The 23,722-nt window shown below is 52.0% G+C and carries 21 protein-coding genes and 3 pseudogenes; 8 read left to right on the top strand and 16 right to left on the bottom strand.

The annotated features are described in order from the left end of the window. Positions 1 to 182: 182 nt before the first annotated feature. The 4 genes from PSTEL_RS10290 (at position 183) to PSTEL_RS10275 (ending at position 4,694) form a co-directional block, all read left to right on the top strand. Positions 183 to 1,382, top strand: coding sequence for an MFS transporter (locus PSTEL_RS10290; protein ID WP_038695071.1), 1,200 nt, complete (start codon positions 183 to 185; stop codon positions 1,380 to 1,382). A 221-nt stretch (positions 1,383 to 1,603) separates the two neighbouring features. After that, entirely contained in the window at positions 1,604 to 2,611 is a 1,008-nt protein-coding gene (locus PSTEL_RS10285; protein ID WP_038695069.1) for a CobW family GTP-binding protein, read from the top strand. Positions 2,612 to 2,717: 106 nt separating this feature from the next. Continuing rightward, positions 2,718 to 3,713: a permease gene (locus PSTEL_RS10280; protein ID WP_038695067.1), complete on the top strand. Its 996-nt coding sequence runs from the start codon at positions 2,718 to 2,720 to the stop codon at positions 3,711 to 3,713. Positions 3,714 to 3,746: 33 nt separating this feature from the next. Beyond that, the gene (locus tag PSTEL_RS10275; protein ID WP_038695065.1) at positions 3,747 to 4,694 is read left to right on the top strand and encodes a TIGR03943 family putative permease subunit; all 948 of its coding nucleotides are present in this window, start codon (positions 3,747 to 3,749) and stop codon (positions 4,692 to 4,694) included. 87 nt (positions 4,695 to 4,781) lie between these two features. Here PSTEL_RS10275 and rpsN read toward each other — a convergent pair whose 3' ends face one another. The 13 genes from rpsN to PSTEL_RS10215 all read right to left on the bottom strand — a co-directional run bounded on the left by rpsN (position 4,782) and on the right by PSTEL_RS10215 (position 17,722). Then, entirely contained in the window at positions 4,782 to 5,051 is a 270-nt protein-coding gene (gene rpsN / locus PSTEL_RS10270) for a 30S ribosomal protein S14 (RefSeq protein ID WP_038695063.1), read from the bottom strand. Positions 5,052 to 5,071: 20 nt separating this feature from the next. Next, positions 5,072 to 6,157: a metal ABC transporter substrate-binding protein gene (locus PSTEL_RS10265; RefSeq protein ID WP_038695061.1), complete on the bottom strand. Its 1,086-nt coding sequence runs from the start codon at positions 6,155 to 6,157 to the stop codon at positions 5,072 to 5,074. Then, on the bottom strand, positions 6,138 to 7,010 hold the full coding sequence (locus PSTEL_RS10260; RefSeq protein ID WP_038695060.1) for a metal ABC transporter permease: 873 nt from the start codon (positions 7,008 to 7,010) through the stop codon (positions 6,138 to 6,140). The genes PSTEL_RS10265 and PSTEL_RS10260 overlap by 20 nt, the downstream gene beginning before the upstream one ends. Beyond that, on the bottom strand, positions 6,956 to 7,660 hold the full coding sequence (locus PSTEL_RS10255; RefSeq protein ID WP_038695058.1) for a metal ABC transporter ATP-binding protein: 705 nt from the start codon (positions 7,658 to 7,660) through the stop codon (positions 6,956 to 6,958). The genes PSTEL_RS10260 and PSTEL_RS10255 overlap by 55 nt, the downstream gene beginning before the upstream one ends. A 251-nt stretch (positions 7,661 to 7,911) precedes the next feature. Next, positions 7,912 to 8,064, bottom strand: a complete 153-nt coding sequence (locus PSTEL_RS27910; RefSeq protein ID WP_169744565.1) for a hypothetical protein — start codon at positions 8,062 to 8,064, stop codon at positions 7,912 to 7,914. 68 nt (positions 8,065 to 8,132) lie between these two features. Further along, a complete protein-coding gene (gene dpaL / locus PSTEL_RS10250; protein WP_038695056.1) occupies positions 8,133 to 9,377 on the bottom strand; it encodes a diaminopropionate ammonia-lyase in 1,245 nt (414 codons plus the stop codon). A 27-nt stretch (positions 9,378 to 9,404) separates the two neighbouring features. Further along, complete coding sequence (locus PSTEL_RS10245; RefSeq protein WP_038695054.1) at positions 9,405 to 10,619, bottom strand: YgeY family selenium metabolism-linked hydrolase; 1,215 nt, start codon at positions 10,617 to 10,619, stop codon at positions 9,405 to 9,407. Positions 10,620 to 10,658: 39 nt separating this feature from the next. Next, on the bottom strand, positions 10,659 to 11,381 hold the full coding sequence (locus PSTEL_RS10240) for an amino acid ABC transporter ATP-binding protein (protein WP_038695052.1): 723 nt from the start codon (positions 11,379 to 11,381) through the stop codon (positions 10,659 to 10,661). Next, positions 11,368 to 12,030 carry an amino acid ABC transporter permease gene (locus PSTEL_RS10235; RefSeq protein WP_038695050.1) on the bottom strand — a complete coding sequence of 221 codons (663 nt, stop codon included), beginning with the start codon at positions 12,028 to 12,030 and terminating at the stop codon, positions 11,368 to 11,370. Before PSTEL_RS10235 ends, PSTEL_RS10240 begins: the two co-directional genes overlap by 14 nt. 46 nt (positions 12,031 to 12,076) lie before the next feature. Then, a complete protein-coding gene (locus PSTEL_RS10230) occupies positions 12,077 to 12,919 on the bottom strand; it encodes a substrate-binding periplasmic protein (protein WP_052098348.1) in 843 nt (280 codons plus the stop codon). A gap of 32 nt (positions 12,920 to 12,951) precedes the next feature. Continuing rightward, entirely contained in the window at positions 12,952 to 14,553 is a 1,602-nt protein-coding gene (locus PSTEL_RS10225) for an N-acyl-D-amino-acid deacylase family protein (RefSeq protein WP_038695048.1), read from the bottom strand. Further along, positions 14,540 to 15,715 carry a YgeY family selenium metabolism-linked hydrolase gene (locus PSTEL_RS10220; RefSeq protein ID WP_052098347.1) on the bottom strand — a complete coding sequence of 392 codons (1,176 nt, stop codon included), beginning with the start codon at positions 15,713 to 15,715 and terminating at the stop codon, positions 14,540 to 14,542. Before PSTEL_RS10220 ends, PSTEL_RS10225 begins: the two co-directional genes overlap by 14 nt. A 237-nt stretch (positions 15,716 to 15,952) precedes the next feature. Next, positions 15,953 to 17,722, bottom strand: coding sequence for a sigma 54-interacting transcriptional regulator (locus PSTEL_RS10215; RefSeq protein WP_038695047.1), 1,770 nt, complete (start codon positions 17,720 to 17,722; stop codon positions 15,953 to 15,955). 89 nt (positions 17,723 to 17,811) lie between these two features. Between PSTEL_RS10215 and PSTEL_RS26910 the strand changes: the two are divergent. The 4 genes and pseudogenes from PSTEL_RS26910 to PSTEL_RS28075 all read left to right on the top strand — a co-directional run. Next, positions 17,812 to 18,105: pseudogene (locus tag PSTEL_RS26910) on the top strand (transposase); the annotation flags it as partial. A gap of 560 nt (positions 18,106 to 18,665) precedes the next feature. Next, complete coding sequence (locus tag PSTEL_RS10210; protein ID WP_245625122.1) at positions 18,666 to 19,241, top strand: DUF421 domain-containing protein; 576 nt, start codon at positions 18,666 to 18,668, stop codon at positions 19,239 to 19,241. An 84-nt stretch (positions 19,242 to 19,325) separates the two neighbouring features. Further along, positions 19,326 to 20,039: a DUF421 domain-containing protein gene (locus PSTEL_RS10205; protein ID WP_038700593.1), complete on the top strand. Its 714-nt coding sequence runs from the start codon at positions 19,326 to 19,328 to the stop codon at positions 20,037 to 20,039. A 23-nt stretch (positions 20,040 to 20,062) separates the two neighbouring features. Beyond that, positions 20,063 to 20,662 (top strand): annotated as a pseudogene (locus PSTEL_RS28075) (hypothetical protein). Here the strand turns inward: PSTEL_RS28075 and PSTEL_RS10195 are convergent. From PSTEL_RS10195 to PSTEL_RS10185, 3 genes and pseudogenes are all read right to left on the bottom strand, one after another. Further along, positions 20,648 to 21,106 (bottom strand): (2Fe-2S)-binding protein, encoded by a 459-nt coding sequence (locus PSTEL_RS10195; RefSeq protein WP_052098345.1) that lies wholly within the window; start codon positions 21,104 to 21,106, stop codon positions 20,648 to 20,650. The pseudogene PSTEL_RS28075 and the gene PSTEL_RS10195 sit on opposite strands and share 15 nt — an antisense overlap. Before the next feature lie 12 nt (positions 21,107 to 21,118). Further along, a complete protein-coding gene (locus PSTEL_RS10190; RefSeq protein WP_038695044.1) occupies positions 21,119 to 21,967 on the bottom strand; it encodes an FAD binding domain-containing protein in 849 nt (282 codons plus the stop codon). Beyond that, a pseudogene (locus PSTEL_RS10185) lies at positions 21,967 to 23,637 on the bottom strand (xanthine dehydrogenase family protein molybdopterin-binding subunit); the annotation flags it as partial. The pseudogene PSTEL_RS10185 and the gene PSTEL_RS10190, both read right to left, overlap by 1 nt. Positions 23,638 to 23,722 lie beyond the last annotated feature (85 nt).

Below are 23,722 nucleotides of genomic sequence, written 5' to 3'. Positions count from 1 at the left end.
TAAAAAACCATACGTTTATTATACTAAAAAAAATTAGGCGGCGAAAACGAAAATGCCTATTTACAAAACGATACGTTCAGTATATTATTAACTCATGAATTAGTGAACGATACGTTCAGTATTTATTTAAGGGATTGAGATCCACTTCATGGACCGGCCAATCCAATCTAAGGAGGATTACCATGAAAATTGAGCATGCGGTAAAGGTTAAGGAAGCTTCGCTCTCGAACGGGATGACCGTTCTGCTGGCCGCAGCCTGCGGCCTCATCGTCGCCAATCTGTATTATGCCCAGACACTTGTAGGACCTATCAGCAGTGCTACCGGCATCCCGTCATCGGCAGCAGGATTGATCGTCACCATCACCCAGATCGGCTATGTACTCGGACTGCTGTTCATCGTACCGCTCAGCGATCTGTTGGAGAACCGCCGTCTCGCCTCCGCGGCTCTCGTTGTTGCCGGAGTCGCGCTGCTGGCCGCCGCCTTCGCCCGCAGCTCCGCGATGTTCCTTATTGCCGCGCTGTTCATCGGCCTTGGCTCTGTAGTAGCCCAGATTCTCGTACCCTTTGCCACCTATATGTCGTCTGAAGAACAGCGCGGCCGGGTAGTCGGCAATGTAATGAGCGGTCTTCTGCTCGGAATCATGCTCGCCCGTCCTGTCGCCAGCTTCATCGCCAGCTCATTCGGATGGCAGGCGGTTTTCGCCTTCTCAGCAATTGTGATCATGCTTCTGGCCACACTGTTATCCCGTGTTCTGCCTGAACGAAAGCCCGCTCCAACTGTCCAGTACGGTAAACTGATTGCTTCCTTGGGCACTCTGCTTCGTCACACGCCCATCCTGCGCCGCCGGGCTTTCTATCAAGCTTGTCTGTTCGGAGCCTTCAGCCTGTTCTGGACATCGGTTCCTCTGCGGCTGGCGCATGATTTCGGAATGTCCCAACAGGGTATCGCCTGGTTCGCTCTCGTCGGTGTCGGCGGAGCAATTGCAGCTCCGATTACCGGCAGACTGGCGGACAAAGGCTTGACTAGACCGATGACCGGCCTTGCTTTCATCCTCGCCTCGTTGTGCTTCCTGCTGACGCTGATCATTCCCGGACACTCTACTGGCTCACTCGTACTGCTCTGTCTGTCCGCGATCGGACTCGATATGGCTGTATCCGGCAATCTGGTGCTTGGACAGCGGGCAATTTACTCTTTGGGAAGCGAAGCCAGAGGTCGGCTTAACGGATTGTTCATGGCAATCTTCTTTATCGGCGGCGCGATCGGTTCATCTCTGGCGGGCTGGTCTTACTCCGTAGGCGGCTGGCATTTAACGGCGCTTATCGGTCTGGCGCTGCCGCTTGTCGCATTGCTGTATTTTCTTACCGAGAGAAAAGGCCAATAAATAGAAACTGAAGAGAATGTTTCACCTTAATGAAGAGGGGCCGTGCAAGCTGCAGATCGAGCAGCCTGCACGGCCCTTATTCACGTCTTCCGGCAACGAAGCCGGAGTCAAGAAATCGGAAAGGTAATCGAATGGCCGGACAAACCATATACATAGATGTACAGCCTTGATTGTCTAATCAAGTGCATTCCCCATTTATATGAGACGTAAGGAGAATCCCAATGAAAAAAATACCCGTAATCATTATCAGCGGTTTCCTGGGCAGCGGCAAAACCACACTGCTGATCGAGCTTATCCAAGTCCTGCAAGACCGTAAGATCAAGCCGGCGATCCTGATGAACGAATTGGGCAAAGCGGATGTGGACGGCATGATCCTGTCTGAAGCTGCCGGAGGGCTTCCTCTGGAAAAGCTGTTTGACGGCTGCATCTGCTGCAGCAAAAAGTGTGAAATCTCCGGTTCTCTCAAGAGCCTGCTGGAGCTGGCCCCTGATGTAATACTGGTCGAGTTGACGGGAGTAGCCAATCCGGAGGAGGTCGTCGACGCTATGGCTGAGCCTGAACTGCTTGACCGGATTATTCTGCATAAAGTCGTCACCGTGATTGATGCAGAGAATGTATTGGAATACGGCAGCATCTTCTCTTCCGACAAGCAGCTCGTCCACACGCTTCGCCGGCAGCTGGAAGTCGCGGACGTAATCCTTGTGAACAAGCAGGACCTCGTATCCCGTTCCCATTTGTCCAAAGTGGATCGCTTGATTATCAAGCATAACGAACAAGCTCTTATCCTCAATACAAGCTTCGGCATATGCAATCCGGAAGCTCTCATCGAAGGAATTGAGCCTCTGGATCTTCAAGCGAAGGCACCGGGCCGATTCAAAATCATTCCCGGCGGGCACCACGATCATAGCGCAGATTCCGGTGCGTCCAGCGAACGGGGCCAGGCTTCTTTTTCCCGTATACAAAGCCTTCTTATCCCGATTAGCGGACACAAGCCGCTGTCCTTGCGCAAGCTGACCAAGTGGCTGAACGCCAAGGGGCAGCGTGTGCTGCGCGCAAAAGGTTATGTTCCCCTGGAGGGCTCCCCCCACACCTCGCTGATCCAGTTCTCGGGAAGACAGCTGCAGCATGCGCGTACAGCATACAAGGGAGCTTATTACTTGGTTATTATCGGTTACGAACTGGATGAAACCTCCTTAATGGAAGAGTGGCGGACCGGCGTTATTCTTTGAATCTCACATTCGTAATGATTCTGATTAATTTCAATGGGTGCGTCATTTGTTGATCGTCCGGGCATAGAATGGGGATATATACCAGTTCTATCACAGGAGGATTTCGATGAAAGCTTCAACGCTCTATAAGATTCCGCCCCTATTTCTTCCCGTAATTTTGCTCGTTCCCGCTCTGACGGTCCGGCTTCACAGCAAATCCGGCCTTCTCGTAAATCCGCAGCTGCAGCAGATCAAGACGATTTTCATAGCGATTATCCTGGAGGCCCTGCCTTTTATCTTATTGAGCGTACTCTTGTCGTCGCTTGTCCAAGTATTCCTGAAGGATCAGTGGATCAGCCGCCTGAATCCCAAGAATCCTCTGGTTGGCGTACTTCTGGCTTCCTCGCTGGGTATCGTCCTGCCATTGTGCGAATGCGGCATGATCCCCGTCGTACGGAGATTAATGGTAAAAGGGATGCCTGCGTATATCGCGATCACCTTTATTCTTAGCGCTCCCATCCTGAATCCGGTCGTATTGACATCAACCCTTGTCGCGTTCCGTTCGCATCCCGAAGTGGTATGGGGCCGAATGGGACTGGCCCTTGCCGTCTCGATCTCGACAGGCTTGATTGTGTACTTGCTCTGTCCGAAGAATCCCTTGAAGCAATCCTTGCTCACATTCAAGCTCCAGAGCGGAAGCGCGTCTTCTCATGAGCACCCCCGTTCATGGGAAGGTTATTTTGTCCATGCGGGAAATGAATTGATCGAAATGAGCAAATATTTGGCGCTCGGCGCTTTCGTAACCGCCTGCATTCAATCCTTCATCCCCCGTGACCAGCTATTCGCCTTAGGGAATGGCGCTGTCTCATCCTACTTTTTCATGATGGGTTTTGCTTTTGTCTTGTCGCTGTGCTCAACCTCCGACGCTTTCGTTGCATCCGCGTTCACACATACCTTTTCAGCCGGTCCGCTTATTGCCTTTCTGGTGCTGGGGCCAATGCTGGATTTCAAAGGTTTGCTCATGCTGTTCGCTACGTTCAAGACCAGGTTTGTCATAGGTCTCAGCCTGCTGCTTATTGTCTTGATACTCTTCGGTTCGGTTGCCGCCAATTATCTGATCTAAAGCCTGGATTTAGGGAAAGGAGCTGACCGATTAATGGCCATTACCTTGAGAATCCGCTGCCATTATCTCCTTCGCGCTCTGCTGCTTGCCGCCTTGTCCTTCTATATCATTCACTTGAATGAGACGGATTCCTTGCACTATTATTTGGCTCCGCGGATGCAGAAGTTGCTGCTGCTGTGCCCGGTGCCGCTTCTGTTCATCGCGATCGGGATGCTGTGGCATACCATGACAGGTACTTCGGAGCAGCTATGCGACTGCGAGCATCCGTTGCCTGCGGGTTTCCTTAAAAATGCAACCGTCTATGGTCTGTTCGCGCTGCCGCTGCTATTCGGACTTCTTTTACCCGATCAAGCGCTTGGGAGCGATATGGCCCTCAAAAAAGGAATCATCTACTCTATCTCCGATTCCGGGTTGGGGCGCGAACGGGAGCAGGATGACCAACCCTCTCAAGCCGCGATCGCCTCACAAACAACGGGAACAACGAAGTCTGAGCCAAGCGATCCGAACAAGCTGTTCATTGCGAAGGATATTTATGGCGTGGAGTTTGCGGAGTTAGCCAAGCGGCTCTACACACTGCCGGTAATCCAGGTTGATCCGTCCATCTACTCGGAAACAATCGGTGCTATTGACAAGTACAAGCAAGCCTTTGTGAATCGAAAAATCTCCTTGCAGGGCTTTATCGTCCGGCAGAAAGATATGGATGATCATGTATTTGCTGTAAGCCGGTTTTTGGTGATGTGCTGCACGGCCGATGCGGTTCCGTTCGCCACACTTGTTCATAGCCCCAACGTCTCTTCTATCAAGAATGATACATGGGTCCGGATTGATGGAACGATTCAGACCGCGAAGGTTAACGGAAAAGAAGCTTTGCAGATTGAAGCCGGACAGATCCAGGTGATCAAGCAGCCGGCATCTCCTTATATTTTTACCAATCCCGATTCGGTGGCCGAATTTGATAAACAGCATCCACAACGTAAATAGCAAGCGCAATCCCGTCCTCTCTCCTATAGAAAAAAGGCGCCATAAATGGCGCCCGAAACGGACAGCGTATGCGCCGGATGTGTCTGATTACCAGCTTGCTTTGGTCACGCCGGGAATTTGGCCTTTGTGAGCCAATTCGCGAAATACAATCCGGGATACCCCAAACTTGCTGATATATCCTCTGGGACGTCCTGTAACCGAGCAGCGGTTATGCTGACGGGTTGGCGATGAATCACGGGGCAGCTTCTGCAGAGCCGCATAATCCCCTTGTTCTTTCAACTCTCTGCGCTTATCGGCATACTTGTCAACCAGAGCTTGCCTCTTCTGCTCTTTAACAATCTTCGATTTCTTGGCCATGAATCTTCCCTCCTTGTCTATTATTCGTTCAGCGCCGCCTTCAAAGCTTCAAGATTTTGGTGCATGACTCCGATATAGTCAAGACCGGCGGCGATTTCATCATCCGTCAAACCTTCAATCGGATTCAGTACCGCGGACTTGGCTCCGATCTCCTTGGCTATCGTGTCGGCAACTTTGGAGGATACCAGCGTCTCAAAAAAGATTGTCTTCACGTTATGCTCCTTCGCAAACTTGACAATCCCGGCCATTTGGGCGGCCGACGGCTCCTGTTCAGGCGATAGACCGGCGATCGGAACCTGCGTCAATCCATATTCCTTGGCAAGATAACCAAAAGCGGCATGCTGTGTAATAAAATCCTTGCGTTTGCTGTCTTTCAAAGCTTCGGCATATTCCTTATCAAGGGCTTCCAGTTCGGACACATAGGCATCGGCATTGGTCTTGAACTGCTCTTTGTATTGCGGAGCCGCTTCGGACAGCCCCTTCTCAATATTCCGAACCTCCTGGATCGCCAGCGCCGGGGATAGCCATACATGCGGGTCCAGACCTCCATGGTCATGATCATGTCCGCTCTCTTCATGCTCTCCTTCATCATGAGCGTGTTCACCGTCTTCATGAGTCTCTTCGCCATGTTCAGACTCTTCTTCCGCGCCTTCCATAATCTCGATTCCATGACTGGCCTCGACGCTCTTAAGCCCGGTTCCTGTGGCGCTATCCACCACCTGATCCACCCAGCCCTCCATGCCCGCGCCGTTATAGATAAGTACGTCTGCCTTGCTGATGGAAGCCATGTCCTGGGCAGTCGGCTCCCAATCATGCGGCTCCATTCCGGCCGGAACGAGATTTTCCACATGGGCGAGATCCCCTGCAACATGACGCGTGAACTCATACATCGGATAAAAGCTCGTCCTGATCTCCAGCGTTTCCTTTACCGGTGTAGTGGGGGATGCTCCCGGTGCTGCCGATTCGCCGTTATTTGCCGCAGTATTATTTCCCGCCGCATTACTTCCTGCCGCATTATTTCCCGTACTGGCATTCGAGCCGCAGCCCGCCACAATCAGCATCACCGACAGGGACAAAACAGTTAAACTACGATTCCAATATTTCATGTTTCATGAACTCCTTCTTTTGAACATTTTTTTTGGTGCTCCGTCGTCCATACATCCGAAGCAGTTTTTGCAGCAGCAGCGTTGTCAGCAGGAATACAAGCAGAACTAGCGCAATCGTTCCTCCCGGCGGTGTATCTATGTAATAGGAAAGACTCAAAGAGGAAAAAACACCGACCCAGCCGGTACCGATGGAAATCAAAATCGCCGCTGTGAAGCCGGGAGCAATCCGCAGAGCCAGCGAGGCGGGCAGTACGATCAGCGCTGAAACCAGAAGGACGCCCACAACAGGCATGGCGGCAGCGACCGTCATCCCGGTTAGCACGGCAAAAGAGAAGGACAGCAGTTTGGCATGACCGCCGGATATCGCAGCCGTCTCCTCGTCAAAGGTCAGAATATACAGCGGGCGCCGCAGGATCACAAAATACAGCAGCCCGAGGAACGTAACAATGGCCATTAACAGCAATTGAGTATCGCTGACCGCTACAATGGAGCCGAAGAGATAGGAGCTGAAGCTTTTGCTCCAGTTCTGTTTCAAGCTCATCAATACGACGGCAAGCGCCAATCCCGAGGTCATAATGATGGCTACCGGCAGTTCACTGTATGTACGATAGGAGCGCCGCAGCTGCTCGATGACAATCCCTCCGGCAACGGCCACCGCGAACCCGCCGAGGGCGGGATCAAGATGGATAACCGAGCCCAGGGCAACCCCGGCAAGGGATACATGGGACAACGTATCCGCCATTAGCGCCTGCCTGCGAAGCATGAGATACACTCCAAGCAATGGAGCAATCACGCCGATCATCGCTCCTGCCCAAAAGGCGCGCTGCATGAATTCGTAACCGAACATCGCCATCCCTCCTCCTTCCGTTCCAGCTGGATCAGGGTATCCAGATACTTCGCCGTTTCACCAAGTTCATGGGTGACCATAATAACGGTTAATCCCCGCTGCGATACCTCATGTCTGAGAAACTCGTACAGCTGAGTCCGGCCCGCCGAATCCATGCCCGTAGCCGGCTCATCCAATACGAGCACCTGAGGCTCCTGAGCGAGTGCGCGAGCGATACAGACGCGCTGTTTTTGACCTCCCGACAATTCCCCGATCTTACGGTCCCGGTACTCCCACATGCCTACCTGTTTCAGGCTCCGCTCTACAACCAGCCGCTGTTCTTCATTGAAACGGCCGAACGGTCCAAGACGGGTATAACACCCCGAACGGACCAGCTCGATAACCTTGCTCGGAAAGCCTGCATTGAAAGAAGACACCTGCTGCGGCACATAGCCCACAACCACCTTCGTACCGTCTTTCCTTGAGCCATTAAACATAACTGAACCGCTCCAGGGCTTGAGCAGCCCCAGCATCAGCTTCAGCACAGTCGACTTGGACGTTCCGTTCGCTCCCGTGATCCCGATAAATTGTCCGGTATGGATATCAAGCGAGAGGTTTTCGATAACCGGCTCATTTCCATAACCAAAAACGACATCACGCATGGACGATAAAATCAAATCAACCTCTTCCTTCGTTGTTTAATCGTAATCATTACGCTTTTACCCAACACACTATATCGTAATTATTACGATTTGTAAACCCTGAACTTTGTAAAAACCGGCAAATCAAAAAGGCTCCTGACCTGTCTCAAGGACAAATTCAGGAGCCGCAAGGCAATCTGATTTTTTATGCTTCGGTTAACGCGCTACACGAATTATACGCCAGGCATAATGCTGCGTCCGCGCACGGATAACCACGACAAACCCGATCACATCGTGCCAATAATACTGCCAAGCCCCATCAATGTACCCATCAATATAAAAGTAAAAAGTAATCGCGGTATCACTTCTACGCGGATAATGAAATAAATGCCATGACGGTTGGATAAATCAATTGCTGTCTTGACATCTTGTAGCACCATAATCTGGGCGAAAAACAAAAGCGGCAAAAAACCTGCAGTGAGGTTTTGCCGCTTTAACTGTCAGAAACTTAATTCTCGGCCGGATAATGACCATCCCAAACGATCCGGCGGTAATGCTCCGGGTCGGTATCTCCTTCGGTGCTGATCAGCAGTACATGCGAGTTTGCGTTCAAGCCTAGCCGCTCCTTGGCTTCGGCAAGCTCCGGCCGCGTCATGAGCAGACTCAGCGCACCAGCCGTTACTGCTCCTGACTCGCCCGATATGACGGGCTTGTCTTGTCCAATCGGATTGCCGAGAATGCGCATCCCATTTGCCGCCACGTAATCCGGGCAAGAAATAAACATGTCCGTATATTCATGCAAAACATCCCATGCCGCAGGGTTCGGTTCGCCGCAAGCAAGACCTGCCATAATCGTATCCATGTCGCCCGTTACGAAACGCGGCCTGCCATCTCCGGCTGCGGCCGAGCGGAACAGGCAGTCCGCCTTGTTCGGCTCCACTACGGCTGTAACCGGCCGTTCGTCTCCGCAAGCCCCGGCGAACAGTCCTTGCACGGCTCCCGCGAACGAGCCGACACCGGCTTGAAGGAACAGGTGAGTCGGCTTGCCCGCGCCGTATGCCTCCAGTTGATCCATCGCTTCTAGCGCCAGCGTGGCGTACCCCTGCATAATCCATGAGGGAATTTTCTCGTATCCTTCCCAGGCCGTATCCTGAATAACGATCCAACCCCGTTCCTTCGCGAGCTTCGCACAATGCCGGACGCATTCATCATAATTCCATTCCGTTATATACGCTTCAGCCCCGGTCGCCCGTATATTGTCGAGGCGAATCCGCGATGAGCCTTTCGGCATGTACACGATCGCCTGCTGGCCGAGCTGCTGCGCCGCCCAGGCGACGCCGCGGCCGTGATTGCCGTCGGTAGCTGTAATAAACGTCAATTCGCCAAGCATCACCTTCACCTCGGGAGAACGAAGAACGTCAAACGACAGTTCCGAGATCTCTCGGCCCAGCCGCTCGGCCAAATACATCCCGATCGCATACGCCCCGCCGAGCACCTTAAAGGCGTTAAGCCCAAACCGGTAGGACTCATCCTTGACGTAAATGCCCGCCACGCCCAGATGCGTGGCCAAACCGGGCAGGCTCGTCAATGGAGTCTCGGCGTAATCGGTGAAAGTCCGGTGAAACCTTCTTGCCTTTTCCGCTTCCTCTACGGTCAAGCACCCCATCATATCCGCAGGCGCGGGCCGCTCTATGCTGCGCGCTCGTTCGTTTGCCGTCCACTTGAAGGCTTTCGTTCGGGTCAATCTATCCATTATATAACCTCCCTCCGGGACCGTCGCTCACCGATTCGCAAACCCGTCGCGGGTCAAATTCGTTATCGCCGATGCCAGCGCATAATACCCTTCGGCCGCTTGAATCAGTTGATCAAGCTCGATGTACTCGTCCACAATATGGGCGACATGCTCGTAAGACGGCCCAAATCCGATCGTCGGCACTCCTGCCGTTCCTGCCGAATAGCTGCCATTCGTGCAGAAGCTGTATGCCGACAGCTCCGGGGATAAGCCGATAGCCTCCAGCGCCGAAACCGTATGTTCGACAAGCGGATGCCCTTCTACCAACATCCAGGCCGGAAAAAAGCGCTTTCCGCCCAGAGTGCTTCCCGTGTAACATTTCAGCTCGGCTTCCGCCACGGTTACTTCGTATTTTCCTTCCGCTGGCAGAAGCGCTTCATATTGTTCCGTGACGAGCGCTTCGTCTTCCCCGACGAGCAGCCTGCGGTCAATCGTTACGCGGCACAGGTCTGGAACGACCGATGCGCCCGGATATGGCGAGGAAACGATGTCGGTGACAACCGAGATTCCTTGGCCGAGCTTGTCATGCCGGGTAGGCTTGAGCGCAATGAGGCCGGCTATGACCGGGTTCATGGCGTACACGGCATTGATGCCCCGCGAAGGATTCGAGGAATGGGCTGATTTACCGTGCGCTGTAATGTTTACCTCGGCGCGTCCCCGCTGTCCGATGTTGACGTTTAACGCCGTAGACTCCATAATGACGACACAATCGGGCTTCACAGCATCCATGACCTTGCCGAGCGCTACGCCTTCGAACAGCTCTTCATATACGGTGCAGGACACCCATACGTCGCCCTTCGGCCGAATGCCCGTACGTTTTGCATTGCGGGCCAGCTCGCCAACGGCCACGATCGCGGCGCACACTGCGCCTTTCATATCGGTCGTACCGCGCCCGTACATAACACCGTCTACGATTTCCCCGCCAAACGGGTCATATGTCCACTTCTCCGGACTGTTGACCGGTACCGTATCGATATGGCCGTCAAACAGGATGCTTATTCCTTCGCCGGTCCCGCCTACCTTCCCGATGACACTGCCGTAGGGATCGATCCAGGCTTCGTCGTAGCCCATCTCGATCATTTTGCTCTTCAGCAGTTCTGCTACTTCCTTTTCTTCGCCCGACAAGCTTTTTGCCCGTACTGCCCGTCTGGTTAGATCTATAACTTCATCCCGATCGACCGCCGGATTATGGATTCCGCTCATGCGGTATTTCCCCCTTTTCGCACCTTCTCGATGTCTCTCTTAATGCAATATCCGGCTAAGAAAAGCCTTCGTGCGCTCCTCTCTTGGCTTGCCCAGCACTTCGTCCGGCATCCCGCTTTCGATTAGCCGCCCCTGGTCCATAAATAAGACGCGGTCGGCCACCTCGCGCGCAAACCCCATCTCGTGCGTGACCACGACCATCGACATGCCTTCGGCAGCCAACTGCTTCATGACGGTAAGCACTTCGCCGACAAGCTCGGGATCTAAAGCGGAGGTCGGCTCATCGAACAACATCACCTTCGGCTCCATCGCAAGAGCTCTCGCGATTGCGACCCGCTGCTGCTGGCCGCCGGACAGCCTGGAAGGAACATTGTTCATTTTGTCTGCGAGACCGACCTTGGCCAGCAGTTCCGCAGCCCGTTCGCGCGCCTCGCTTTTTTTCATGCCTTTGACCCACACCGGGCCTTCCATGACGTTCTCCAGTGCGGTCCGGTGCGGGAATAGATGAAACCGCTGAAAGACCATGCCGACCTCCCTTCTGATCATCCGAAGTTTCCGCTTATCGAGGAGGGACTGCCCGCGATACCGTACGTCGCCCGTCTGAATGCTCTCCAGTCCGTTCATGCAGCGCAGCATGGTGCTTTTACCGGATCCGCTCGGGCCGATGATTACAACCCGCTCCTGTAGTTGTATGGTTAGATCGACATCAAACAAGACCTGGTGACTGCCGTAGTACTTGTTGACTTGCTTAAGCTCGATCATGCGCCGTCAACCCTTTCTCCAATTTTCTTGCAGCCAGCATCAGAATGCTTGTCATGACCAAATAGATGGCTCCTATGACGGTATAGGTCTCGAGCGGCCTGAAGGTCGTCGTAATGACCATTTCTCCAGTCCGAAACAGTTCTGTTATCGTGATCGTTGAGACCATGGAAGAGTTTTTGATCGTCATGATGAATTGGTTAACGAGCGGCGGGATGGCGATCTTGATCGCCTGCGGCCCGATAACCCGCAGCATCATGACCGGCTTCGACATACCTAGTGACACAGACGCTTCCGTTTGCCCCTTGTCCACGGCCTGGATGCCGGACCGGATGATTTCAGTGATATACGCGCCCGTATTCAGCGCCATTCCGATAATGCCGGCTTCGAGCGGCTCAAATTTAAGCCCGACCTGTGCGAGTCCGAAATAAATGATAAACAACTGAACGAGCAGCGGCGTGCCGCGAAAAATCCATGTGTATAACCCCGCCACCACCTGCAGCGTTTTAATGCCCGACGTTTTGCATATCCCCCCGGCAATGCCGAGGATCATACCAAGAATAAGGGAGATGAGGGAAAATTTCACCGTCATCCACGCCCCTTCCAGGAACACCGACCAAAACGGAAGGATAGCTGAGTAATCCAACTGCATGAGCGAACCTCCTATTCCGGTTTAAATACCGCAACTATCCGGCATGCTATTTCAACCATTTTTCATATAGAGCTGCCGCTTCCCCGCTTTCTTCCATCTCCTTTATTACCTCGTTCGCTGCTTCGAGCAGCACCGTATTCCCTTTCTGGACGGCTAAGCCGAGACCCGCATTGGTGAAAGGCTTGCCGACGATCTCGAGTCCGGCATCGGCATGCTGCTTGTTATAGCCCATTTGGTTCAAGTAATCGTTAAACGCGGCGTCCACCCGTCCCAGCTGCAAATCCATCAAATAGTCGGTCGTATCTTTGTACGCTTTGATTTCCAGGTCGGTCCCTTTCGCTTTCAGCTCTTTGGCTGCGGCTTCGCTGGTCGCGCCCGACTTGACGCCCACGACCTTGCCTGCCAAATCCTCTACGCCTTGGATCGAATCGTCGCCTGCCCGTTTCACGAGCGTCATGCCCGTTTCCATGTACACGTCCGACATATCCACGGCCGCTTTGCGTTCGTCTGTAATGTACATCGCCGCGATGCCCATATCGACCTGGCCGTTTTGTACGGAAGGAATGAGCGCCGTAAACTGCATTTCCTTCCACTCGACCTCTACGCCGAGCTTCTCGCCGATTTTGTTGCCAAGGTCGATATCGTAGCCAACCAGCTTCTGGGTTTGCGGATCCAAATATTCGAATGGATAATAATTGCCCGTTGCGATAATGATCTTGCCTTTTTCCTTAATAGCCGACAGAGAAGAGCTTTCGGCGGAAGCCGCCGGAGTCTCGCTTGCATTCGCACCATTGCCGCCGGACGCCGTATTGTCGCCGCAGCCTGCCATCACTGTTAAAGCCGCCGTCACCAGCAGTGTTATCCATTTGCTTTTTACATTTCTTTTCATTACAAATTCCTCCCCAATGAAATTATGTTTTGTTATAGATAGCTTCTGCGAAGCACTTTACCGGACGGCAGGCGATGCTCGGCATCTCCTTCGACCACTAACTTGCCGTTTACCATCACAAGCGCAATGCCTTCAGAATAAGAACGCGGATTGTCATACGTTGCCGTATCCTTCACACCTGCCTCGTCAAAAATGACGATATCGGCTTTCATCCCTTTGCGAATCGTTCCCCGGTCCGTAAACCCGATAATGCGAGCGGGCTGAGACGTCATGCGACGGATTGATTCCTCCAGCGTAAACAGCTTGTCCTCCCGGGTATATTTGCCAAGAACCTTCGGAAAGGAACCGAATGCCCGCGGATGCGGCTGTCCGCCTAGCAAGCCGTCAGTGCAGATTGTACCCGCCGGATGCTGCATAATGGTCGCGACGGATGCGTCATCCATAACGAAATCGACCATACCGACTGCGTTATTTTCTTCCAAAATCAAATCAAGCGCCGTTGAGATGGGATCGCTGCTGCCTCTCGCTTCGGTAATTTGCTGCAGTGTACGCCCGACGCAGTTTTTGTTTTGCTCGGTTTCCACAGAAGTAATGAGAATCCCGTCAGGTCCGGCCCACGCGTACATGCTATCCCATCCTGCAAAGCCGGTCGTCATATCCGCCGCCATCTTCTCGCGCAGCTCCGGTGTCCGCAGACGTTCCATCAGCTTCGCGGCGCCCCCCTCGTGTGCCCAAGGCGGCAGCGTCGCGCTCAGCATTGTGCTGCCTGCGGTGTACGGATATTGGTCGAAGGTCACCTCGATGCCGCGATGCCGAGCGTTGTCCAGCTTTACGAGAACTTCCCGCGTTTTGTGCCAGTTGAGCCGGCCGCATACTTTGAAATGCGAGAAATGCAGGTGAACGCCTGTTCGTTCCGCAATTACCAGCAGCTCGTCCATCGATTCCAAAATTTCGTCGCCTTCGCTGCGCTGGTGAACGATAAACGGTACGCCGTATTCGGCCGCCACCTCGCACAGCGCTTCGATTTCCGTGTAGTCGCCATACATGCAGGGGAGATAAATCAACCCGCTCGACAAGCCGCACGCGCCTTGATCCAGCGCCTCGCGCAGCAGTTCCTTCATTTGTTTGATTTCTTCCACTGTCGCCTTCCGGTTGTCCAAGCCAATTACCTGCATCCGCAAATTGCCGTGCGGGGCGAGATACGCGTAATTACAGACCGGCTGCGCCGATTCGATCTTGGAAAGGTAACTGTCCACGTCATGCCAGTCCCATTCGATATCCGGCATGCCGTCGAGTCCGGAAAGATTACCCTGCCAGCGCTCGATAAATGCTTGCGGAAGCGGGGCGGCGGAGATGCCGTCCTGACCCAGAAGCTCGGTCGTAATGCCTTGGCGGAGCTTGGCCGACACAAGTCCCGACTCCATGACGAACAGGTCTGAATGGCTGTGCATGTCGATAAAGCCCGGGCTTGCGACAAGTCCTTTCGCATCGAATACCGATGCGCTGCCCGTATCGTTGATTTTTCCGATTCGGGCAATCGTATCTCCCGCGACAGCGATGTCGGCGTAATACCATGGACTCCCCGTACCGTCGACGATTTTGGCGTTTTTGATCACAATGTCATAGCTGTTCAAGCTTCTCACTCCTCGGTAATAGGGCAAAAGCTTTCGCCAAGGCGTAATAGCCCTGCGCAGACTTTGCCAGCTGTTCGATTTCGATATACTCGTCCACAATGTGCGAATGTCTCTCCTCCGATGGGCCGAAACCGATCGTCGGCACCTTCGCTACTCCCGCGCTGTAGCTCCCGCTCGTGCAATATTGGTAGCTTCCGATTTTTGCCGGTATGCCTTGGCCGTGCAATGCTTTCAAGGCAACATTGACGACCGGGTCGTCAAGCTCCATCAGCCAAGCCGGATAATACCGTTTGCCTCCCAGACGATGTCCCGTATAGCAGTCGATCATCTGTTCGGCGATTTCCACCTGGACGGAAGGGTCGATGGAGCGATACCGCCCCATCACATCGTCTTCCTTCTCCCCCGGCAGAAGTCTCCGGTCAATCGTAACGGTGCACCGGTCGGGAATAACCGAAGCACCCGGGTACGGAGAGGAAACGATATCCGTAATGACCGCAATGCTTTTCCCAAGCTGGTCATGTGTTTCGGGCTGAAAAGCTGCCGCTTGCTCCAAAAATGCAAGCATCACATCCACCGCATTGCTACCCGCCTCGGGGTTGGACGAATGCGCGCTTTGGCCGATGGCCGTCGCTTTTAGTTCCGCCCGCCCCCGCTGGCCGATATTTAAATCGAGTCCGGTCGCTTGCCCAATAATGACCAAATCCGGCTTCACTTCGTCCATGACCGCCTTCAAAGCGACTCCTTCAAAAAGCTCCTGACATACCGTCCCGGCGACATAAATATCTCCCTCGGGTACGATAGCAGCTAGCTTCAGCTGGGCAACGGCATAAACCATGGCCGCAAGACTCCCTTTCATGTCGGAGGCGCCTCGGCCATAAATTTTTCCGCCATCGATTTCTCCGCCGTATGGATGACGCGTCCATTGCGATGGGTCCGCCGGTACTGTATCCATATGGCCGTCGAATAACACAGTCATTCCTTTACATCGGCCTTTAATTTTACCAATGACGTTACCGAGGTGGTCTGTCCACACATCGTCGTAACCAAGGGAAGACATCGTTTGCGACAGTAGCAAGGCAACCTCTTCTTCCTGCCCTGAACAGCTTGCCGTTTGAAGCAGCCTTCGGCAGAAATCAATCATTTCGTCTTCTTTGACGATCACGCGACCCCTCCTTTGACCCCTTAACTATGTCAGGTTATTTAACATATCGATTTGATGCTTTTATGCTACACTCAATTAAACTAGGCAACAAGTATCATTGTGAGACTAAAATTTCGAGGAACTCCATCAAAGGCGTTAACTAATCTTACAAATACAACAAAAGTATCAAAATGATACTGGTATCATTTTGATACTTTTCATAAGAATAATGTGTTATTGTGTATCGCCAATACCCGCCTAGCCATTCAGATCATACTGCTGAAGCTTGCGGAATAAAGTCGCCCGGCTGATCCCGAGCCACTTGGCCGCGTTCTCCTTTGGCTCTCCACGCTCCTGAACGTTGGCCAGCGCACGCTGAATCGTATCCCGCTCCAGAGTACGCAAATTATAAGTAAAGTCAGTCGGTTGAACGGCGCCTGTTGTCAGCTCAATGTTGCGCATCGAAGCCGGCAAATGCTCTTTCCCGATCGTCGTCGCGTTCGAAAAGTTAACCGCGTATTCTATAATGTTCGACAGCTCGCGTATATTGCCCGGCCAGTGGTAGGACAGCAAAATCGCTTTTACGTCCTCGCTAAGCGTGCGGATATGCTTGCGGTTAGCCTGGCTGTGTTCCTGGAGGAAATGGTTCGCCAGCAACAAAATATCCTGCTTTCTGGCGCGCAGCGGAGGCACATCAATCGGGATGACGCTAATCTTGTAATAAAGGTCCCGGCGAAACAAGCCTTTGCCGACGAGCTTGTCCAGCTCTTTGTCGGTCGCCGCGATCAGGCGCACGTTAAGCGGCGCCGGCTTTGCGTTCCCTGACAGCCACAAGACCTTCTCCTCCAGCAGATGCAGTAGCTTGAGCTGGATCGACATCGGCATTTCGTGAATATCGTCCAGAAACAGGACACCTCCGTTGGCTTCGGCCACGATGCCATTTTGCAACTCGTCGCCGAACAACCGGTGATGCAGTACCTTTTCGGTCAGCACGGCGCAGTTAACAGTGAGATATGGCGCATCCTTCCGTTTGCTGTAGCGATGGATCGATTCCGCTATAAATTCCTTTCCCGTGCCGTTTTCCCCTTGAAGCAAAATCGGGGAGTAGCTATTGGCCGTTTTGCGCAGCAAGTCCTTCAGCGACTCGATCAGCGGATGATTCCCGATAATCGTATCGAAGCCTTTATGGCTTTCTTCCGAATATTTCATAGCCACGTCGGCCATTCGCTTCGGATCCGCGATGACGAGTACGCCGTCCTGCTGGCCTTCGCCCCCTTCATGAAAAGGATGGTAGGTCAAAAACAGATGAATATATTTCCCTCCGGTCTTCACGACCGCAAGCTTCCCATCGGATTCTGATGAATCCGTAATCCGCTTCATCCTGGACGCCGTTTCGTCCCTGATAAAAGGAGTGAGGCATTGCTCGACGACGGATATGTCCGGCAATTGCCCGTCCGGAAGTTCCAGCAGCCTGCTCGCTGCCTGATTCAAATACGTGCATTCGCCTGCGGGGTCGATCAGTATGACGCCATTGTCAATGTAACCGATCAGCGTAGACATTTTCCGTTCGGCCAACAGCTGCTCCTCCAGCAGCTCCGTTTCCTTCATCTTAGTGGCAATTAGCTCCGCCATTTTATCCAAAAACTCGATTTTTGCCTCAAGATCGGTAAACAGCCGGTCGCGTTGTTCGTTCGTGAAAGCGATTAAGCCGATAACGCCTAGCACTCTCCCGTCCAGCAATATTGGGCAGCACACCTCACCGTGCTCCTTACAGTTCCGGTAATGCATGCAAGGACCGCATAGCTTGTGATAACCCGGACGATCGACAATGACCGGCTTGCCCGTATTTAAGCATTCCCTGTAAACGAAATCCTCGTTGCTCATTTTTTGCCAGATACCTGACTTGACGGCCCCCGTTCCTGCAATGCGATACAGCTCGTGATCGGCTATTTCCACTTCCAGTTTTAAAACGGATGAAATCGCGACACCGATCTGCTGGATCGTCACCTGAATGTCTTTCAGCTGCATTACTTTCTACCCCCGTGTCTGAAGCTTTATTGTTAATAATATAAACTATCATGCACGGGTTGACCATGTAAGATTTCAAGCGGTGATTTCCGGTGCGAATGTTCAAATATTTGCTTCTGAAAGCCATTTTCGATCTGTCGGATGTGGACATCGTTGAGTGCTCACGCAAGACATGTCCTTCAAGTACTTGCTTAAGATGGCGCCGGAGAGCCGGTCATCGATCCCTCTTCGCTCACCAAGTTCCGCAAACTTCGGCTGAAAGATCTGAATGTGCTGGATTTGCTTATCGGCAAGTCGGTTGAGCTGGCCCTCCAGCAAGGGATCTTGAAAAGAGTGCTCTCATTGTCGATGCGACGCATACAAAGGCCCGCTACAGGCGGCGATATGTCCGGCAGCGTGGTGGCGGCGATGAGCTTGGCCACGTCCAGTGGCTGGTCCGCCTAGCCTCGTTCCACAGCCGTCTCCTCTTCAGCCGGAAGCACGGACACCGTACTGTATGAGCCCTTGGCGGCTTGGGAACTTCGTCTTGTTTGGCAGACTCATCCGGCTCATACAGCCTCAATTAGGTTCGTGTACCTTGGGTCGAGCGTTTGCCTCCAGCTTCCTCCCGACTCCGCCTCGCGACGGACGCCCTTGCTTTTGGCTAACGCTAGGCGCTCGCCGGCCCCCTTTCGGGACTTTCACCCTAGAGATGACGCCCATGCCAGGCGCACTAAGATGTAAAAGCCCTCCATCTGGAGGTTTTTTACAAAGTGACGGTACCAGCGGCAGACTGATTTTGTTTTTTGTTTTTTCGTGCCCAGTTTAGTTGGCTACCAACTATCCGGCAGGCTCGACCATTTATTGGGCTCTCGTTATTAATATTAGGATGAATAAATCCGGACAAAAGTACTTACCCTAATTCTGGATATTCTAAATAGGGAGGTTACTAAATGGATATGGCTTGGATTTGGCTTGGATTTGGAAATCAGCCTTCTTGGTCATTGCCGGAATGATACTTCTTCGTGTTTCGGGGAGAAAATCAATTTCTCAAATGAGCGTCGCTACAACTGTAATCATGATCTCAATCGGTACAACCATTGTTCAACCGATTGCCAACAATGAGCTTTGGAAAGCAATTGGCTCCGCTGCGATCTTTATTGTCTCTCTGCTAATCATTGAATATTTGCAACTGAAATTTGATTGGTTAGAGAATCTCATGAGCGGTCGTTCTAAAATCATCATCGAAAATGGACAAATCATACCTAAAAATTTACGTTCCCTTCGAATCACAGTGGATATGTTAGAAATGCGGCTCCGGCAAAATGGAATTTCTAATTTGAGCGATGTCAAATTCGCTACACTGGAACCCAATGGTCAGATGGGTTACGAGTTAATGCGGCATGCCAAGCCTGTAACGATTGGAGAATTGGAGCGCATACTTGATTTAAAATCAGGAATAGCAATGGAACAGAGTAGCTTATTTCAGGAATCAAAAACAAACCACCATGCGACCCCAATCGACCCCAAATTGCAGTAAGAATTTCTAGTGAGTCGTAGGTCTTTCTTTGCCATGTGGATGAGATAGGAAGCTCATACGATAACCAGGGAGGCAGGGATGTTATTGGAGACAGTAAAAGAACTTCTGCTTGTAACAGGACGAATCGCCACGATATTCCCTCTCTTGTTACTGATCGCCTTGTATATGGGGAAACGTTCCATCGGCGAATTACCGGTGTTCGATTTTCTTGTCATTCTCGCGTTGGGTGCCGTAGTGGGGGCAGATATTGCCGATCCGAAAATCGAGCATCTGCATACAGCTTATGCCATCGTAGTAATTGGCCTCTTGCAGCGCGCCGTTTCCACTCTAGCTATCAAATGGAGGACATTCGGAAAGTGGATTACGTTCGAACCGACCGTTGTCGTCCATCAGGGTCATATCATCAAACGAAACCTTCAAAAGGTTCGATATTCGGTCGACAACGTTATTCAGATGATTCGGGAAAAAGACGTATTTAATCTGGATGAGGTTGAGCTTGCCGTTCTCGAAGCGAACGGGAAATTGACCTTGTACAAAAAAGCGTCAAAGACAGCCGTAACTGCGGAAGATCTGGGCGTGGCGAAAAGCTACAGCGGACTGGCCTATCCGTTAATCGTGGATGGAAATGTATTAAAAGAGGTGCTTGCCTATATGAAAAAAGACATGCAGTGGCTTGAAACTCAGCTAAAGGCAAAGGGGGCAAGCGTGAAGGATATCTTTTTTGCTTCGATTAACGATCAGCTCGAATTGCATATCTCACTTCACTCCCATGGCCCAGTTCCACCAATGCTTCATTGATTTCAAATAAGGAGTAGATTAGAATGGTTATCCAATTTATCCAATTTATCCAATTACAGAGCTTTAACAATCTAACCAAATCGCTAAGTTTCAAGATGTACGACATCTGTTACACGAAAACCCGGGCCGAGCGTGAAACTTATATCGGATATATCGACGAGCAGTACAATGCTGAACGTCTGACGAACATTTTACGGACGGTATCCGATATCATTGGTGCGAAAGTAGTGAACATTGCAAAGCAAGACTACGTACCTCAAGGAGCTAGCGTGACGATGCTTGTTTCCGAAGGACCGGTTATTGAAGTGCCTTCGTAACTGGAAATGACTCTTCCGGGCTTGTTCCCGAATCGGTTGTTATGCAACTGGATAAAAGTCATATTATCAGCTCCATCAGGCAGTATATATCGGATCATCTTCTACAACTGTACCATGACCGATGTAAATATCGTTGAGCACCTCATGTTTCATACCCGATGCCGGCTGAAATCTTTCGATTTGGACAACTATTTGTTCGGCTATATCAAGGATACATTAACCTCTGTGGAACAGCACGATATAACGACGAGATTACAGACGGAAATGGATGAAGTCTTCTCGGGGAAGGCTTTACAGCGATTGTGAAGCATTCGAAGCCGAGCGGGCAATCGCCATCGCTGTTTTTACCGCTTCCTCAATTTCCTTGTACCCCGTACAGCGGCATATGTTCGAATCAAGCCATTCCGTGATGACTTTATCTTCGGCATCGGGATGTTTGGCAATTAACGCGTCGGCATTCATAATGAAACCGGGCGTACAATATCCGCACTGAAATGCAAATTTATCGACGAATTGAGCTTGCAATGCCGTATAGTTTAAACCCTCCACAGTTGTAATTGTACAACCTTCCGCTTCGACCGCCAACATCAGGCAAGATTTCATCGGGGCTCCATCCACATGAATCGTGCAGGCTCCGCAATCTCCGTTCAGACAGCCCGGCTTGGCTCCGGTCAAGCCTAACTTCTCGCGAAGAATATATAGCAATGTATCGGCGTTTCTGACAATGATCGGCCGGATTTCGCCATTGATAGCAAGTTTACTTCAACCTGGTGCATCGGATTTTCCTTCCAGCTCATGTAATACGTCCAGCAGGGTATTTTTCAACACGAAGATCCGGTATTCCCGGGATCCCTCCACATCGTTCAGGACAGGCCCCGGCAGATGCCGCATCGCTTGTTCGATTCGGTCCGAAAAACCAAGTTCCGTATCGTTCAAGCAGTCCTCGATTCGTTCATCGCGAAATGGGAAGGGGCATAAACCGCTGACCGATACCCGGATTTTCCCGTTCTTTTTGACAGACGCTACGGTAATCAACGGATATCCGATATCCCACTGTCTCCTTTTTTTCACCGTGAAGCCGGGGAGGCTGAGATCGCCGGAGGCGATGGTCAACTGGATCATCAGCTCCCCCTTCTCCAGCACGGGGCGCTCGTCAAATATGGAGTGCAGCGGAGCGCGCCTTCTCCCGTTTCTGCCGGCGATCACGACGTCCGTATCCGTAATAAGCAGCGGCAGGGCAGCTTCCCGATAATAAATATGACCGAAAAGGTTGCCTCCGATCGTGATTTTGTTGCGCGCTGTATGATCGGCGATCTCGCTAATGACATGTCCCAGCAGCGGGAAGTATTGAGACTCCTGGAGCCGCGCAAGAGATACCGCCGCCCCGGCCGTCAGCCGGTCCTTTCCCAGCTCGAGCGATTGACATTCTACGATCCCTTTAATATCGATGACCGCTTCCGTATAGACTTCACGTATTCTCCCCAATGTGATCAGCTCGGTACCGCCTGCGTAATAGTACGGTTGTTTCCCTTGATCCTGCAAAACCCGGTACATCTCCACGGCATCCTCTGGTGTTGTTGATTTATAGTACGAAAAATCAAACGGAATCATCACATTCCTCCAGGTTGTTTGGTATTCCAGATCAGCTCCGGAACAAGGGGGAGTTGATTCAGTTGTACTCCTGCAGCGACAGACAGGCTGTTAGCAAGAGCGGCAGGCATGCCGATCAAGCCGTGCTCGCCTATGCCTCGTGCTCCATGCGGGGCGTCCACATGCGGAGTTTCCACAAATTCGACGATATACTCCGGGTGCTCGCCGTACCGCAGAGGGACATAATTTCGAAGCTGAGGATTCAGCACTTTGCCGTTCCGATCAAATAAAAAAGTCTCCCTCCCCGCAAATCCCAGCCCCATGCTCATAGCGCCCATGACTTGCCCGACGGCTGCTTTAAAATTCAATACTTTTCCTACATTGATGACGGAGCAGGCTTTTATGATCTTGTAGGTAAAGTCTCTCGTATCGTATTCGATCTCGATTCCCTGGGCTCCTACCGTCCACTCCGGGCCCGGTTTTCCGGCCCCGGTCTCACGGTCCAGATGAGTCATATGCTTGAACATATAACTCCCGGCGGCCATCATCTGTCGGCCGATCGCGTTGCCGTTCGGATATTTAAACCCGTAAGCGATGTCGGAGATTTTGCATGTTTTGGTCGGATCGTCCTTCATGTAAATTTCACCGAATCCCAGCTCCAAATCATCGGGTGAACAAATCAGTATACGGGAAGCGAGCTCCTTGAGCTGGCGGATAAGCTCGTCGGCAGCTTGCAGAACAGCTTTGCCGGCCATATAAGTGCCTCTGCTTGCAACGGTTTTCCAATGCTCCGGCATCGACTGCGTATCCACTTCCATGCGTACATGGATTTGACTAACGTCCATTTTCAGCTTCTCCGCGACGAGCTGCGCGAGGACCGTTTTGGTTCCCGTTCCGATCTCGACTAGGCCGGACAGCAGGTTCACGCTGCCGTCCGGATTAAACGTTAGAATCGCGTTAGAGCTTGCGTTTGTATCGATTGTCGATGTTTTCCATATACAACAAATTCCTTTGGCTCGAACCTTTCGCTCGTTAACAGGGATGACCCTGCCTTCCTCCCAGTTCATCAAGGATTTGAGCTTACGAATGCACTCGGGCAAGTTTCCCACATTACTCGTGTTCAAAGAAACTTGCGTTGGAGTCGTATGTCCGGGGAGAATGGCGTTCATTTCCCGTAACTTCAACGGATCCATCCCGAGCTTGTCGGCTAGCATGTCCATCGTCCTCTCGAATGCGAATAAAACCTCCGAATGCCCAAACCCTCTAAAGGCGGTGGCATAAGGATGATTGGTATATACGCAAAGAGAGTCGCACCATACGTTTTCGATGGAATAGGGACCCGTGCAGCTCACCGCAGCCGCCCGGCTAATGGTTGCTCCTTTATCGGAATAAGCTCCGGAATCGAACAAATAAAACAATTTGGCCGCTTTTAATTTGCCGTCTTTTGTACATCCCAGTTTGACAGTCGCTTCGAGGCCTATATGAACCGGGGAAGTTATCATATCTTCTTCGCGCTCGTTAAATACTTTTACCGGTTTGCCGTTCACCGCCTTGGAAGCCAAATAGGCGATGATCTCGATTTGCGTCGGTACTTTACCTCCGTAACCGCCGCCTACCAACGGTGTCGTCACTACGATTTTCCCGGCATCGAGCTTGAAATACTTGCCAATGAGCTTTTTGATCATATAAGGCCGGCGCTCATCATATGCGCGACCATCTCCACAATTTTGACGTCGGCTTTCAACGTTTTTTTCCAGAACATCTGCTGCATATCAC

This window comes from Paenibacillus stellifer (assembly GCF_000758685.1).
Classification (GTDB): domain Bacteria; phylum Bacillota; class Bacilli; order Paenibacillales; family Paenibacillaceae; genus Paenibacillus_AQ; species Paenibacillus_AQ stellifer.
This window is presented reverse-complemented; position numbering and strand designations above follow the sequence as displayed.

What these genes read in the sequence shown, in the direction of transcription:
- PSTEL_RS10275 (WP_038695065.1), top strand. Translation starts at nt 3,747, where the DNA reads ATGGCCATTACCTTGAGAATCCGCTGCCATTATCTCCTTCGCGCTCTG.
- PSTEL_RS10280 (WP_038695067.1), top strand. Translation starts at nt 2,718, where the DNA reads ATGAAAGCTTCAACGCTCTATAAGATTCCGCCCCTATTTCTTCCCGTA.
- PSTEL_RS10265 (WP_038695061.1), bottom strand. Translation starts at nt 6,157, where the DNA reads ATGAAATATTGGAATCGTAGTTTAACTGTTTTGTCCCTGTCGGTGATG.
- PSTEL_RS10215 (WP_038695047.1), bottom strand. Translation starts at nt 17,722, where the DNA reads ATGCAGCTGAAAGACATTCAGGTGACGATCCAGCAGATCGGTGTCGCG.
- dpaL (WP_038695056.1), bottom strand. Translation starts at nt 9,377, where the DNA reads ATGGATAGATTGACCCGAACGAAAGCCTTCAAGTGGACGGCAAACGAA.
- PSTEL_RS10290 (WP_038695071.1), top strand. Translation starts at nt 183, where the DNA reads ATGAAAATTGAGCATGCGGTAAAGGTTAAGGAAGCTTCGCTCTCGAAC.
- PSTEL_RS27910 (WP_169744565.1), bottom strand. Translation starts at nt 8,064, where the DNA reads ATGGTGCTACAAGATGTCAAGACAGCAATTGATTTATCCAACCGTCAT.
- PSTEL_RS10235 (WP_038695050.1), bottom strand. Translation starts at nt 12,030, where the DNA reads ATGCAGTTGGATTACTCAGCTATCCTTCCGTTTTGGTCGGTGTTCCTG.
- PSTEL_RS10285 (WP_038695069.1), top strand. Translation starts at nt 1,604, where the DNA reads ATGAAAAAAATACCCGTAATCATTATCAGCGGTTTCCTGGGCAGCGGC.
- PSTEL_RS10260 (WP_038695060.1), bottom strand. Translation starts at nt 7,010, where the DNA reads ATGGCGATGTTCGGTTACGAATTCATGCAGCGCGCCTTTTGGGCAGGA.
- PSTEL_RS10230 (WP_052098348.1), bottom strand. Translation starts at nt 12,919, where the DNA reads ATGAAAAGAAATGTAAAAAGCAAATGGATAACACTGCTGGTGACGGCG.
- rpsN (WP_038695063.1), bottom strand. Translation starts at nt 5,051, where the DNA reads ATGGCCAAGAAATCGAAGATTGTTAAAGAGCAGAAGAGGCAAGCTCTG.
- PSTEL_RS10245 (WP_038695054.1), bottom strand. Translation starts at nt 10,619, where the DNA reads ATGAGCGGAATCCATAATCCGGCGGTCGATCGGGATGAAGTTATAGAT.
- PSTEL_RS10190 (WP_038695044.1), bottom strand. Translation starts at nt 21,967, where the DNA reads ATGATTCCGTTTGATTTTTCGTACTATAAATCAACAACACCAGAGGAT.
- PSTEL_RS10240 (WP_038695052.1), bottom strand. Translation starts at nt 11,381, where the DNA reads ATGATCGAGCTTAAGCAAGTCAACAAGTACTACGGCAGTCACCAGGTC.